Source organism: Kitasatospora sp. NPDC057223, assembly GCF_042669755.1.
In the GTDB taxonomy this organism is placed as follows: domain Bacteria; phylum Actinomycetota; class Actinomycetes; order Streptomycetales; family Streptomycetaceae; genus Kitasatospora.
On sequence record NZ_JBHUWW010000119.1, the window covers coordinates 16980 to 29831 of the forward strand.

Consider the following 12852-nt stretch of genomic DNA (forward strand, 5'->3'; position numbering starts at 1 on the left):
CCGCAGGGGGCCGACCGTGTGGCGTTCGTCGGAGAAATGTCTGATTGATCTATAAATGTAAGGAGTATCGGAGGCCGAACAAGGAGGACACATGGGTAGCGGTTCGAACCAGCGGATCGTGGTCGGCGTGGACGGCTCCCCGGCGTCGGAGAACGCCCTGCGCTGGGCGATCGAGCAGGCGCGGGTGACCGGCGGCACCGTCCAGACGGTCACCGCCTGGGAGTACCCGGCGTTCTACGGCTGGGTGGGCGCCGTGCCCGTCGCCGACGGGTTCGACCCGCAGGAGCTCGCCACTAGGACGCTCGCCGAGACCGTCACCGCCGTGGCCGGGGCCGAACCGCCGGTGAAGATCTCCCAGGCGGTGATCCCCGGCAACCCGGCCCGGGCGCTGCTCGACGCCGCCGAGGGCGCGGCCCTGCTGGTCGTCGGCAGCCGCGGCCTGGGCGGGTTCTCCGGGGCGGTGCTGGGCTCGGTCAGCCGTCACCTCACCGAGCACGCGCCCTGCCCGGTCGTGGTGATCCGCGACGACCACCGGCACGCCGGCGCCTGACAACGGGCCGCCGGCCGGAGCAGGATGGGGCCATGCCAGAGGGTGACTCCGTCTACCGCGCGACCGCAGGGCTGCACCGGGCGCTCGCCGGGCGGGTGCTGACAAGCGCCGACCTGAGGGTGCCCGCGCACGCCACCGCCGACCTCACCGGCCGACGGGTCCTCGACGTCACCCCGCGTGGCAAGCACCTGCTCACCAGACTGGAGGGCGGCCTCACCCTCCACACCCACCTGCGGATGGACGGCCGCTGGGCGGTCTACCGGACCGGCGAGCGCTGGTCCGGAGGTCCTGCGCACCAGATCAGGGCCGTCCTGGCCAACGAGGACTCCACCGCCGTCGGCTACCGGCTGCCCGTCGTCGAGCTGCTGCGCACCGCCGACGAACAGCGGGCCGTCGGCCACCTCGGCCCGGACCTGCTCGGCCCGGACTGGGACGCGGCGGAGGCCGTCCGCCGCCTCACCGCGCAGCCCGGCCGGCCGCTCGCCGAGGCGCTGCTCGACCAGCGGAACCTGGCCGGCATCGGCAACGTCTACGCGAACGAGCTGTGCTTCCTGGCCGGCGTCACCCCGTGGAGCCCGGTCGGCGGGTTCGCCTCCCCCGACCGCCTGGTCGCCCGTGCCCGGCAGCTGCTGGAGGCGAACAAGGAGCGCCCGGGCCGCGTCACCACCGGCGACACCAGGCCGGGCCACCAGTACTGGGTGTACGGCCGGGCCGGGCGCCCGTGCACGCGCTGCGGCACGGGCGTGCTGACGGCCCGCCAGGGCGTCCCGCCGCAGGACCGGATCGCCTACTGGTGCCCGTACTGCCAGCGCGGACCGGCCCCGGCGGGCTCGCCGCGCCCGCTCACGGGTGCTCGACCAGCGCCGGGCGGCGGGGGTCGTCGACCCGGACGGTGACGTCGGCGGCGTCGGCCGGCCCGGTCTCGGCGTCGTAGCGGGCGAAGGCGGGCAGCGTCCAGTGCTCCTCGGCCGGGGTGCGCCGGGCGAGCGCGGCGGGCGTCATCGCCAGGTGGACGGTCAGTTCGAACGGCAGCCAGCGGCCGAGCAGCAGTTCGCCGTCGAGCAGCAGCACCCCGCCGGGCGGCAGCACGGTGTACGGGGCGCGGGTGGCCCGGTCCGCTGCGGCGTCCCAGAAGGTGGGCAGGACGCGGCCGGTGCCGCCCGGCTCCAGCGGGTCGAGGAGTTCGCGGGCCAGCGCACGGTCGTCGAGGCGCAGGTCGTGGTAGGCGTCCGGGTCGTGCCGGCCGTACTCCAGCCGGATCGAGGCGGGGCGCAGGTAGTCGGCGGCCGACACCCGCAGCGCGGGGCGTCCGCGCAGCCGCAGCGGTTCGACGAGGGCGTCCGCGAGGGCGCCGGGCCGGGCGGCGGGCGCGCCGTCGACGGCGACGCGCAGCCGGCCGCCCTCGGGCAGTGCGGCGGCGAGGCCGCTGATGCGGTCCGCGAGGAGGTCGGTCAGCCGTTCGGCGGAGATCGGGCGTACCTGCACGCCCCCATCCTGCCCTGCGCCCCCTCCCGCACCCCGGCCGCCCCCGTCACCGATTCTGCGCAGCGGCCCCTACGGCGCGGCGTCCGCGAGCTCGGCGAGGGCCTGGGCGTGGCAGGCCAGCGGTACGCACCAGCAGCCGAGCCGCTTCCCGCGCAGGTCCGGCAGTCCGGCCAGGAGTTCGGGCTGTTCGAGCAGCCAGGCCCGGTACTGCGCGACGACCTCCTCCCGGGTGCCGTCCCGCCCCGGGCGGAACGGGCAGGCGTAGGGCGAACCCGCCAGGTGCCAGCCGCCCCGGTGCATCGGCCGGCCGACGTAGACGACGTCCTCGTAGCCGGGGTCGCCCTGATGGCCCTTCAGGTTGACGACGGTGGTGGGCCTGCGGGCGGTCACAGCGTGTTCTCCGGCGGCGCGGGGGCCTGCCAGTTCGGGGCCAGCGGCTCCGGCAGCGGGGTCTCGGCCGGGGTGACCACGGTCTTGACGATCTTGTCGGCGAAGGTCTGCCGCTTCTCGTCCCAGATCGGCCAGAGGAACCCGAGGTAGCAGGGCAGCGCGTCGAGGATGTGGCAGACGTCCCGGACGAAGGCCATCCAGACGCCGGTCGGCCGGCCGGTGGCCTCCTTGTGCAGGTGGGTGCCGAGCATCCGCTTCCCCCAGCTCTGCCCCGTCCGGCCGGCGAGGTACCAGCGGTTGTAGGCCAGCAGGGCGAACGACACCACGCCGAGCACGATCGCCAGCGCGGTGTTCCGCGGGTCGATCAGGGCGGCCACGGACGACGGGATGGCGACGAGGACGCCGTCGGCCAGGTACGACATCACGCGGGACCACCACGGGGTGTACGTCATCGGGGCCGCCGTTCTGGGGAGGGGGCGTGGATCGCTAGGGCCATGCTGACCCAGCGTGGCCGCGCCGCAACCGGAACGGCCCGGGCTCCGCAGGCCGCCGACCTGCCCGCTCTCCCCCTGCCTTGACAGGCATCTGCCCCCGGCGTAGCAAGAAAAGATGCGCCAAGGTGTACCGGCGGACCAGCACGGCCCGCGAGTGACCGGCGGTACCAGGGCGGAGCGCGGCACCGCGCACCGCCCGCGGCAGCGCACTGCCGGGGCCGCGGCGCACGAGATCGACGTGCTGTCCGCCGCCGCCGTCCGCAAGGCCCTCAGCAGTACCCACGCCTACGGCGGCGCGGTCTACCTGCACTCGCGAGACCGCCGTTCGCTGGTGCTCACCACGGTCGCCGGGGTGCCGCTGTCGCTGCTCAGCCCGATGCGCAGGGTCGCCGTCGCCGGGCCGCTGCCGGTCGCCCTCAGCTACCGCACCGGGCGCACCATCAGCCTCGCCGACAGCGAGGAGACCATGCGGCGCTTCCCGCAGCTCGCCCTCGGCATGCCGTACGACTTCGCCTCCGCCAGCGTGCCGATCGGTGCGGCCGGGGAAACCTACGGCGTCCTGACCGCGCTCTGGCCCGCCGCCCACGACGGCGTCCCGGACCGCGCGCGACGGCACCTGCGCACCATCGCGAACCGCCTCGGTGCCGCACTCGCCGGGCTGGAGGCCGACGGGCACCCGGTCGAGGCCGCCGGTGACACGGCGGTCGTCGAGCTGCCGACGCCCGCGGTCGCGGTCACCCGGGTCGGGCTCTTCGACTGGAACCTCGCCACCGGCGCGATGTCCGCCGACGACGAGATGTGCGAGATCTTCGGGGTGGCCCCGGCCGACTTCGACGGCCGCGCGGCCACCCTCGGCGAGCGGATCACGGCCGCCGACCGGCCGGAGTTCCGGGCCGCCGCCCGCGCCGCGCTGGAGCACGGCCGGGTGCTCGCCGCCCAGGTCCGGGTGCTCGACCAGGAGGGGCATCCGTATTTCGTCGACCTGTGGGGCCGGGTGCCCGACACCGGCCCGGCCGGCCGCGCCCACCTGGTCGGCGCCGTCCTGGACAGCCGCACCGGCACGGCGGCCGCGGCCGCCGTCGAACGGCTGCGCGACGGCGTCTTCTCGCTCGACCCCGACGGCCGGGCCGGCTACGTCAACCGCAGCTGCGAGATGCTCCTCAACGTCCGCCGGGAGGATCTGGTCGGCCACCACCCGTGGGAGGTCCTGCCGTGGCTCGCCGATCCGGTGTACGAGGACCGCTACCGGGCCGCGATGCTCTCCCAGCAGCCCACCGCCTTCCTGGCCCACCGCCCGCCGGACTCCTGGCTCGCCTTCTCCCTCTACCCGGACGCGCACGGCATCACCGGCCGCGTGGTCGCCGCCGAACCGCCGCCCGGCACCGCCGCCGACCGGCCGCCCGCGCCGCCGCCGGTCGCCCGGGCCGCACCGGGCGCCACGTACCACCTGCTCCAGCTGGCCAGCGCGCTCACCGAGGCCGTCAGCGTGAAGGAGGTCTGCCAGGCGGTCTCCGACCAGATCCTGCCCGCCTTCGGCGGCCAGCAGCTCGCCATCTACACCGTCCGCGAGAAGCGCCTCCACCTGGTCTCCCAGACCGGCTACCCCGACGGCTTCCTCGACCCCTTCGAGGGCACCCCGATGGGTACCCGGCTGCCCGGCGCGGAGGCACTCAGCACCGGTACCCCGATCTTCTTCGAGTCCGTCCACCAGCTCTCCGCCGCCTACCCCGGCATCCCGCTGGACGAGATGCGCGCCTGGGCCTTCCTGCCGCTGATCGCCTCCGGCCACCCCATCGGCAGCTGCATCCTCGGCTTCGACGAGGCCCGGCCCTTCACCGCCGACGAACGCGGCCTGCTCACCGCACTGGGCGGATTCATCGCCCAGGCACTGGAGCGCGCCCGCCTCTACGACGCCGAGTTCGCCCTCGCCCGCGGCCTCCAGCAGGCGCTGCTCCCGCACCGCCTGCCGACCGTCTCCGGTGTCCGGATGGCGGCCCGCTACCTGCCCGGCACCCAGGGCATGGAGATCGGCGGCGACTGGTACGACGCGGTCGCCACCAGCTGCGGGGTCTGCCTGGTGATCGGCGACGTCGAGGGCCACAACGTCGGCGCCGCCGCCACGATGGGCCAGCTGCGCAGCGCGGTCCGCGCGTTCGCCGGCGGCGGCGACCCGCCGGGCCAGGTGCTCGCCCGCACCAACCGGCTCATGGTCGACCTCGACCCCGGACTGCTCGCCAGCTGCCTCCTGCTCTACCTCCAGCCCGCGAACGGCCACATCTGCGCCGCCCGGGCCGGGCACCTACCGCCTCTGCTGCGCCACCCCGGCGGGCACACCGAGGCGCTGCACCTGCCCGGCGGTCCGCTGCTCGGCATCGACCACCTGGCCGAGTTCCCCGTCACCGAACTGGTGCTGGAGCCGGGTGCGGTGCTCGCGCTCTACACCGACGGCCTGGTGGAGGAGCCCGGCGCGGGCATCGACGAGGGCGTCGACCGGTTGCGCGCCGCGCTCGCCCACGCCAGGGCGGCGACCCTCGACCAGCTCGCCGACCGGCTGCTGCGCGATGCCCGGCGCTCCGTCCACCGGGCCGACGACGTGGCGCTGCTCCTGTCGGAGTACAGCCCCGGCTACAACCCCGGGTAGCGCCCGGAGCGCCGCCCGGGCGATCGGCCCGCGCCCGGCCCGCGCCGGGCCCGCGACTTTCGTCGTGAGGGGGACGAGACGAACGGCGGCATCGCCCCGGGCGGCCGGCCGCTAGCCTCGCGGGGTGGCGACGAAAGAGCTGGTGACCGGGGGTACGGCGATGCGGGCGCGGCTGTCGAAGGCCGCCCGCTGGGCGTTCCCCGGCCCCTGGGGGGTGCGGCCGGTGCTCGGCGAGAGCCTGGGCGCCCTCTGCGTCGCCGGGTTCGCGGTCCTGTTCGCACTGGTCGGCCATCAGGGGACGGTCAGGACGGTGCTCTCGGCGGCGACCGTCCTCCTGCTCTTCGCCCTGCGGCGCGGGCCGGCGGTGCCCGTGCTGCTGGTCACGGCGGCCGGTGTGGGCGCAATCGACAGCTTCAGCCCGCTGGTCGTGTTCGCGGCCTGGTCGGCGGGCTACCGGGTGGCCCGGGTGCTCCCGGTGGCCGCGGTGATGGGCGGCGCCTTCCTGCTCATGATGACGACGGCGCTCTGGCACGGGGACGAGACGGTGCCGGTCAAGGGCGTCATGGGCGTCACGCTCGCCGGGTTCCTGCTGTTCGCCGTGCTGCCGGCGCTGGCCGGGCGCTACCTGGCCCAGCGCCGGGCCCTGGTCGCGGCCCTGCACGAGCGCAACGAGCAGCTCGTCCGGGAGCAGGCCATGATCGCGCACCAGGCCCGGCTGCGGGAGCGCCACCGGATCGCCCAGGACATGCACGACAGCCTCGGCCACCGGCTCGCGCTGATCTCCGTCCACTCCGGCGCGCTGGAGGTCGACCGCACGCTGACCGGTGCGCAGCGCGAGGCCGTCGGTGTGCTGCGGCAGGCGTCCGTCGCCGCGATGCGGGAGCTGCGCGAGGTGGTGGGGGTCCTGCACGAGGAGGCTCCGGCGGCCGCTGGTGCCACTGGTGCCGGTGGTGCGGGTGCGGCTGTCCCCGGGCGGCCCGGCGGCGGCGGACTGGACGGGATCGACGGGCTGGCCGAGGGCTCCCGGCTGGCCGGCGCGGTGGTCGCGCTGAGCCGCAGCGGCGACAGCCGTCCGCTCCCGGCGGCGGCCGGGCAGGCCGCCTACCGGGTCGTCCAGGAGGCCCTGACCAACGCCCACAAGCACGCGCCCGGCGCGCCGATCACCCTCGCCCTGCGGTACGAGCCCGACGCCCTCGTCGTAGAGGTCGCCAACGGCCCGGCGCCGGAGCGTGAGGGCGGCCTGCCCGCCGTCAGCGGCGGCCAGGGCCTGACCGGCCTGCGCGAGCGCGCCCGGCTGGTCGGCGGAATGGTGCACGCCGGCCCGACCCCGGACGGCGGCTGGCGCACCGCCGCCGTCCTGCCCTACCAGCACGTCCCGCACCAGGGGCTGCCGCCCGACGACGCCCCGGTGCTTGCCGCAGAAGGAGCGCCGCCGAGGGGCGCGGGCCTGCCGCGACGACGGCGCAGCCCGGCGCTGGGCTGCGCCGCCGGGGCGGTCGCCGTCGTGCTGGCGGTGCTGGGCCTGATCGTCTGGGGCGTGCTGAGCTTCGTCGGGGAGCTCGACCGGGCGACCGTCGACAGGGTGGCCTTCGACGCCGTCGAGGTCGGCAGTGCGGAGGCGGACGTCCGCTCGAAGCTGCCGGCGGGCAGCCGGTTCCTGACCGACGACTACCGGGGCACCGGGCCGGCTCTCCCCGTCGGGGCGTCCTGCCTCTGGTTCGTCTCCGACAACCCGGGCGGGGACGACGGCTTCGAGGCGGAGTACGTGGCCCGGTTCTGCTTCCGGGACGGCACGTTGATCGACAAGCAGCACTACCGTGCGAAGGTATGACGGGTGCCGGCCGCCGAGCGGTGCCGCCGGGGCCGCCGTGTCCGCCCGGCAGGGGGACCAGTAGGAGGACCAGCAGTGATCCGAGTCCTCGTCGCCGACGACGAGCCGCTGATCCGGGCCGGGATCAGGATGATCCTCTCGTCCGCCGACGACATCGACGTGGTGGCCGAGGCCGCCGACGGCCGGGAGGCCCTGGAGCTGGCCCGCTCGCACGGCGTCGACGTCGTGCTGCTGGACATCCGGATGCCGGTGATGGACGGCCTGACCGCGCTCGCCGAGCTGCCCCGGGTGGCGCCGGGTGCCCGGGCACTGGTCCTGACCACGTTCGGGGAGCGCGACAACGTGCTGCGCGCGGTCGCCGCCGGCGGCGCCGGGTTCCTGTTGAAGGACACCGCGCCGGGCGAGCTGATCCAGGCCGTCCGGGCGGCGGCCGGGGGCAACGCCTTCCTGTCGCCGGTGGCGGCCCGGTTCATCGTGGACAGCCTGGCCGCGGGCGCGGCCGGGCCTGCTTCGGCTCGGGGCGAGGCCGCCCGCCGGCGGGTCGAGTCGCTCACCGGGCGGGAGCGGGAGGTGCTGGCCCTGCTCGGCGAGGGCCTGTCCAACGCGGACGCGGGTGCGCGCATCCACATGAGCGAGGCGACCGTGAAGACGTACGTCAGCCGGATCCTGGCGAAACTCGGCTGCGACAACCGGGTGCAGGCGGCGCTGCTGGCGCGGGACGCGGGTCTCGGCGGCTGACAGGGCGAGGGCCGGGGGTGGTCGCGGGGGCGGGGGATGTGGCGGGCACCACCCGGGCCCGGCCGGGCGGCGGGCGCGCGGAGGCACATTGTCGCGGAGCGCCACGGCGATCTCACGGACTGTCCACCGAGTGGGCGGGCTCACAGGGCTCCTGGTGTGAGCGGGGGCACCGCAAACCCTCTTTTGATCATGCAAATAGCCGCAAAACGGGGCATCCAGGGCATAATTCCTTGATCAATACCCTTGGTAACCACCGACTGACCTGCACGTATTCGTCAATGGTTGAACCAAACCTCCCAGGCCCGTAGCTTCGTTGTTGTCGGTGCAACGAGCACCACCCGGGTTCACCCCCACCGCACGGCCCGCCGGTTCACCCGGCGCAGGACGTGCCCACCGGAGCGACCGTCCCGAACGGGTCGCAGGTGTGCGGAGGGTTGCCGGGGCGGCGCGGCACGCTCATCCGCGTGTCCGGCCGCTCATCGAGTGAGGCGAGTGAAACAGGGCCCTTCGAGGGTCTGGTTCCGCATGCCTGCCCGGGACTGTCGAGAGGAATTACATGACCTTCCGTAACGAGACCACCACTGCCACCACCAAGACCGTCACCAAGCGCAACCGCGTGCGGATGGCGCTCATCGGCGGGGCCGTTGTGACCCTTCCGGTGGCAGGCCTCGTCACGGCCAACTCGGCCTCCGCCGCCTCGGTCTCGACCTGGGACAAGGTCGCGCAGTGCGAGAGCACGGGCAACTGGAGCATCAACTCCGGCAACGGCTTCTACGGCGGCCTGCAGTTCACCTCCAGCACCTGGGCCGCCTTCGGCGGCACCGCGTTCGCCCCGCAGGCGAACCAGGCCACCAAGGCGCAGCAGATCGCCATCGCCGAGAAGGTCCTCGCCTCGCAGGGCCCCGGCGCCTGGCCGGTCTGCTCCGTCAAGGCCGGCCTGACCGCCGGCGGCGCCGCTGCCGCCGTCGACACCACCGCCGCCACCCCGGCCCCGGCCGCCACCCCCGCGCCGAAGGCCGCCGCCAAGCCGGCCGCGCCGTCCGCGGACAGCAGCACGGCCACCGCCCCGGCCGCGAAGTCGAACGCCTCCAAGCAGTCGACCTCCACCGACACCGTGAAGTCCTGGAAGTCGGCCGCCCAGCACAACGGCACCAAGGCCGCCGCCAAGGGCAGCTACACCGTCAAGAGCGGTGACACCCTGAGCAGCATCGCCGCCAAGTTCGGCACCTCCGTGTCGAGCCTGCACGCGAAGAACGCCCAGGTCGTCGGCGGCAACGCCGACCTGATCTACCCGGGCCAGACCCTCTCCGTCTGATCCACCGGTTGATCCGTCGCTGGATCCACCCGGTACACCGCGGCCGCCCCTCCCCGAGGGGCGGCCGCGGTGCGTTCCGGGCCGGCCGAGCCCCTGCTGCCCCGACCGGGCGGCTTCAGCCCGCCGCTGCGGCCTTCTTGACGGCCTCGCGGATCCGCGGGTACGTCCCGCAGCGGCAGACGTTCTGGATCCGGTCGATGTCCGCGTCCGTCGGCTCGGCGGTGCGGCGCAGCAGCGCGACGGCGGTCATGATCTGGCCGGGCTGGCAGAACCCGCACTGCGCCACGTCGCAGTCCAGCCAGGCCTGCTGGACGGGGTGCAGCACGTCCCCGTCCGCCAGCCCCTCGATGGTGGTGACCTGCCGGCCCGCGCAGTCCTTGACGGCGACCGTGCAGGGCTGGAACTCCTCGCCGTCCAGATGGCTGGTGCAGGCCCGGCAGACGCCCACCCCGCAGCCGTACTTGGGGCCGGTGACGCCCAGCTTGTCGCGGAGCACCCAGAGCAGCGGCATGTCGTCGGGGGCCTCGACGCTGACAGGCCGCCCGTTGAGGACGAAGGTGTGGCTCGGCATGGCTCGGCGGCCCCTCAGAAGCTGATCGGGAAGGAACGGGGACGGGTACCGGTGGCGCGCGCGTACGCGTTGGCGACGGCGGCCGAGGCGGCGGGCACGCCGAGCTCCCCGGCGCCGCCCGGTGGGCCGCTCGGCGGCATCAGGTGCACCTCGACCACCGGCGGGCTGTCCTGCTGGCGCGCGTAGCGGAAGTCCGCGTAGCTGCCCTCGCGCACCGCACCGTGGTCGATGTGGTTGCCGGCCCGGAGGATGACCGAGATGCCGTCGACGAGCGCGCCGGTCAGCTGCGCCTCCAGCCCGCGCGGGTTGACGGCCAGTCCGACGTCGGCGGCGATCACGGCCCGGGTGACCCGCGGCTGCGCCGGGTCGCTCGCGTCGATCTCGACCAGGTACGCGGCGCAGGAGCGGTGCTCCTCGTGGAAGCCCACGCCCTGGGCGTGCCCGGGCGGCATCGGGCGGCCCCACCGGCCGGCTGCCGCGACGGTGTCGAGCACCGCGCGGGCATGGGCGCTGCCCAGGCGGGCGCGGCGGAACGCCACCGGATCCTGGCCGAGGGCGCGGGCGATCTCGTCCACCATGATCTCGTCGGCGACCCGGACCGTCCCGGAGTAGACGGACCGCCAGCTGCCGGTGTGCATGTCCAGCGGCACCTCGGCGAGCAGCTGGGTGGTCACCCCCAGCTCGTACGGGACCTTCTCGGTGAGCAGGAAGAAGGCCTGGCTCAGGCTGACCCCGCCGGCCGAGACACCGAACCCGGCGGCCGTCAGCGCCTCGCCCAGGCCGTGCCGGAAGTCCGTCGCGACGGTCGCCACCCGGTGCTCGTAGGTGAGGACCTGGCCGAGCGCGTGGGTGGCGCGGATCCGGTGGTGGCCGGCCGGGCGCATCCTGCCGTGCCGGATGTCGTCGTTCCTGGTCCACATCAGTTTGACGGGCCGTCCGGCGGCCTGGGAGACCTGCGCGGCCTCCAGCGCGGCGTCGAAGAACAGCCGCCGCCCGAACGAGCCGCCGCCGCGCACCACGTGCACGGTCACCGCGTCCTGCGGCAGGCCGATCGCGGCGGCGATCGTCTGCTGGGCGACGATCGGCGACTGCGAGGAGAACCACAGCTCGGCCCGGTCGGCCCGGACGTCCGCGACGGCGGTCAGCACCTCCATCGGGGCGTGGCTGACGAAGGCGAAGTCGAACTCGCCGTCCACGTGCAGGGTCAGCAGCGGCGGGACGAGGAACGGCAGGTTGGCGGCCCGCAGCCGGGTACGGATGTCGGCGTCGGACAGCGCGGCCAGCGGGCCGGGCCGCCAGGAGACCTGGAGCGCGTCGCGGGCCCTGATCGCCTGGTCGAAGGTCTCGGCCAGCACCGCGACCCCGCTCGGGATCGGCACCACGTCGAGCACGCCGGGCATGGCGCGCGCGGCCGAGGCGTCGAAGGACCGCACCGCGCCGTTGATCGTCGGCGGGCGGGCCACCACGGTCGGCACCGCGCCCGGCACCGCCAGATCGCCCGCGTACTTCGCCCGGCCGGTGACGATGTCCCGCGCGTCGATCCGCCCGGTGGGCCGGCCGACCAGCCGCTGCTGCTCGGCCGGCCGGGGTGCGGTGGGGACGTCCGGGACCAGGACGGCCGCGGCGGCGGTGGCGAGCGAGCCGTAGCCGGCCCGGCGCCCGTCCGGGGCGAGCACGGCGGTGCCTTCGGTGCGCAGGGTGCCCGCGGGCAGGCCCCACTGCTGCGCGGCGGCGGTGACGAGCCGGGCGCGGGCGGCGGCCGCGACCGCCCGGACGGGGTCGTAGAGCGAGCGGACCGAGTTGGAGGCACCGGTCAGCTGGTTGAACAGCAGGTCCGGGCGGGCGTCCGAGAGCGGCACGTCCACGTCGGCGAGCGCCGCGTCCAGTTCGTCGGCCACCAGCATCGCGACGGCGGTGGTCAGGCCCTGGCCGACCTCGGCCCGCGGCAGGTGCAGTACCACCCGGCCGGCCGCCGTCACCTCCAGGACCAGCAGGTGCGAGGTGGGGAGGCCGGCCAGGATCAGGGCGTCACCGAGGTCGAGGACGTCGGGCACCCCCGGCAGGCCCGGCACGGCGGCGGCCGCCGCCGGAGCCGCCGTGTCGGGCCCGAGCCGGGCGGCCACGGTCAGGGTGGGGGCGGCCAGCAGGTAGGTGAGGAACCTGCGCCGCCCGACGGGCCCGCCGCCCGTCGTGGCGGCGGAGCCGGAGCTGGAGGTGCTGATGGGAGGGCCTTTCCCGAGGCGCGCCGAGGCCCGGACGCCGGACCGCGGAGGTGAGCCTAGGGACCGGCTACTGACGGGTCAACATGAGCATGCCGCCGTCGGCCCGCCACCGCCCGGCGCCCGCGGCCGGCCCGGACGCGGCCTCGGCTGCCGGCCCGACTGTCAGTGGGCGCACCTAAAATAGAACCCATCAGCGAGTGCACACCAACGCACCGGGAGGCCGCCGATGTCAGCCGCCGTACTCACCCCTGCCCCCAGAACCCGGAAGAGCCCGAAGGCCCCTGGGGCCCGTGCCGGAGCGAAGCCGGCCGCCGGCAGCCGCCGGCTCGGTCCGCCCGTCCAGCGGGCACTGCCCGCCGGGCTGCCGCGAGCCTGGTACATCGACCACAACCGCCGCCTCAAGGCCATGCGCCTCGCCGTCGTCCTGCTGGACACCGGCCTCTACACCCCGGGTCAGGCGACCAACCGCCGGATCCGCTCGATCGCCGCGCGGATCGGCATCCACCGCCCGTCCGCGGCCACCTGCCGGCTCGTGAGGTCCCTGCTGCACCAGGAGGACTGAGCCCGGCCGACGACGAGCGGCGGCCGCTCCCGCTCCGCGACCGGCGGAGCGGG

The 12852-nt window shown here is 75.2% G+C and carries 12 protein-coding genes; 7 read left to right on the forward strand and 5 right to left on the reverse strand.

Features of this window, described 5'->3' with window-relative positions; translation table 11 throughout:
- The first annotated feature begins 91 nt into the window (after positions 1 to 91).
- Both ACFUK0_RS31135 and ACFUK0_RS31140 read left to right on the forward strand, forming a co-directional pair.
- Positions 92 to 550 carry a universal stress protein gene (locus tag ACFUK0_RS31135; RefSeq protein WP_380255821.1) on the forward strand — a complete coding sequence of 153 codons (459 nt, stop codon included), beginning with the start codon at positions 92 to 94 and terminating at the stop codon, positions 548 to 550.
- A gap of 32 nt (positions 551 to 582) precedes the next feature.
- The gene (locus tag ACFUK0_RS31140; RefSeq protein ID WP_380255822.1) at positions 583 to 1446 is read left to right on the forward strand and encodes a DNA-formamidopyrimidine glycosylase family protein; all 864 of its coding nucleotides are present in this window, start codon (positions 583 to 585) and stop codon (positions 1444 to 1446) included.
- Here the strand turns inward: ACFUK0_RS31140 and ACFUK0_RS31145 are convergent.
- The 3 genes from ACFUK0_RS31145 to ACFUK0_RS31155 form a co-directional block, all read right to left on the reverse strand.
- Positions 1394 to 2035 carry a uridine kinase gene (locus ACFUK0_RS31145; RefSeq protein ID WP_380255823.1) on the reverse strand — a complete coding sequence of 214 codons (642 nt, stop codon included), beginning with the start codon at positions 2033 to 2035 and terminating at the stop codon, positions 1394 to 1396. The two genes, ACFUK0_RS31140 and ACFUK0_RS31145, sit on opposite strands and share 53 nt — an antisense overlap.
- A gap of 69 nt (positions 2036 to 2104) precedes the next feature.
- Positions 2105 to 2425 (reverse strand): DUF4326 domain-containing protein, encoded by a 321-nt coding sequence (locus ACFUK0_RS31150; protein ID WP_380255824.1) that lies wholly within the window; start codon positions 2423 to 2425, stop codon positions 2105 to 2107.
- Complete coding sequence (locus ACFUK0_RS31155) at positions 2422 to 2877, reverse strand: RDD family protein (protein ID WP_380255825.1); 456 nt, start codon at positions 2875 to 2877, stop codon at positions 2422 to 2424. The genes ACFUK0_RS31150 and ACFUK0_RS31155 overlap by 4 nt, the downstream gene beginning before the upstream one ends.
- A 157-nt stretch (positions 2878 to 3034) precedes the next feature.
- Here ACFUK0_RS31155 and ACFUK0_RS31160 point away from each other — a divergent pair, with 157 nt between their 5' ends.
- From ACFUK0_RS31160 to ACFUK0_RS31175, 4 genes are all read left to right on the forward strand, one after another.
- On the forward strand, positions 3035 to 5560 hold the full coding sequence (locus ACFUK0_RS31160; RefSeq protein WP_380255826.1) for a SpoIIE family protein phosphatase: 2526 nt from the start codon (positions 3035 to 3037) through the stop codon (positions 5558 to 5560).
- Between the two features lie 124 nt (positions 5561 to 5684).
- Positions 5685 to 7391, forward strand: a complete 1707-nt coding sequence (locus ACFUK0_RS31165) for a sensor histidine kinase (RefSeq protein WP_380255827.1) — start codon at positions 5685 to 5687, stop codon at positions 7389 to 7391.
- Between the two features lie 75 nt (positions 7392 to 7466).
- Complete coding sequence (locus ACFUK0_RS31170) at positions 7467 to 8129, forward strand: response regulator (RefSeq protein ID WP_380255828.1); 663 nt, start codon at positions 7467 to 7469, stop codon at positions 8127 to 8129.
- A 556-nt stretch (positions 8130 to 8685) separates the two neighbouring features.
- Positions 8686 to 9444: a transglycosylase family protein gene (locus ACFUK0_RS31175; protein WP_380255829.1), complete on the forward strand. Its 759-nt coding sequence runs from the start codon at positions 8686 to 8688 to the stop codon at positions 9442 to 9444.
- 115 nt (positions 9445 to 9559) lie between these two features.
- Here ACFUK0_RS31175 and ACFUK0_RS31180 read toward each other — a convergent pair whose 3' ends face one another.
- Entirely contained in the window at positions 9560 to 10015 is a 456-nt protein-coding gene (locus ACFUK0_RS31180) for a (2Fe-2S)-binding protein (protein WP_380255830.1), read from the reverse strand.
- Between the two features lie 14 nt (positions 10016 to 10029).
- Complete coding sequence (locus ACFUK0_RS31185) at positions 10030 to 12138, reverse strand: molybdopterin cofactor-binding domain-containing protein (protein ID WP_380255831.1); 2109 nt, start codon at positions 12136 to 12138, stop codon at positions 10030 to 10032.
- A gap of 325 nt (positions 12139 to 12463) precedes the next feature.
- On the opposite strand from ACFUK0_RS31185, the gene ACFUK0_RS31190 reads away from it, so the two are divergent.
- Positions 12464 to 12799, forward strand: coding sequence for a hypothetical protein (locus ACFUK0_RS31190; protein WP_380255832.1), 336 nt, complete (start codon positions 12464 to 12466; stop codon positions 12797 to 12799).
- Positions 12800 to 12852: the final 53 nt, after the last annotated feature.

What these genes read in the sequence shown, in the direction of transcription:
- ACFUK0_RS31190 (WP_380255832.1), top strand. Translation starts at nt 12,464, where the DNA reads ATGTCAGCCGCCGTACTCACCCCTGCCCCCAGAACCCGGAAGAGCCCG.
- ACFUK0_RS31175 (WP_380255829.1), top strand. Translation starts at nt 8,686, where the DNA reads ATGACCTTCCGTAACGAGACCACCACTGCCACCACCAAGACCGTCACC.
- ACFUK0_RS31155 (WP_380255825.1), bottom strand. Translation starts at nt 2,877, where the DNA reads ATGACGTACACCCCGTGGTGGTCCCGCGTGATGTCGTACCTGGCCGAC.
- ACFUK0_RS31180 (WP_380255830.1), bottom strand. Translation starts at nt 10,015, where the DNA reads ATGCCGAGCCACACCTTCGTCCTCAACGGGCGGCCTGTCAGCGTCGAG.
- ACFUK0_RS31140 (WP_380255822.1), top strand. Translation starts at nt 583, where the DNA reads ATGCCAGAGGGTGACTCCGTCTACCGCGCGACCGCAGGGCTGCACCGG.
- ACFUK0_RS31135 (WP_380255821.1), top strand. Translation starts at nt 92, where the DNA reads ATGGGTAGCGGTTCGAACCAGCGGATCGTGGTCGGCGTGGACGGCTCC.
- ACFUK0_RS31160 (WP_380255826.1), top strand. Translation starts at nt 3,035, where the DNA reads ATGCGCCAAGGTGTACCGGCGGACCAGCACGGCCCGCGAGTGACCGGC.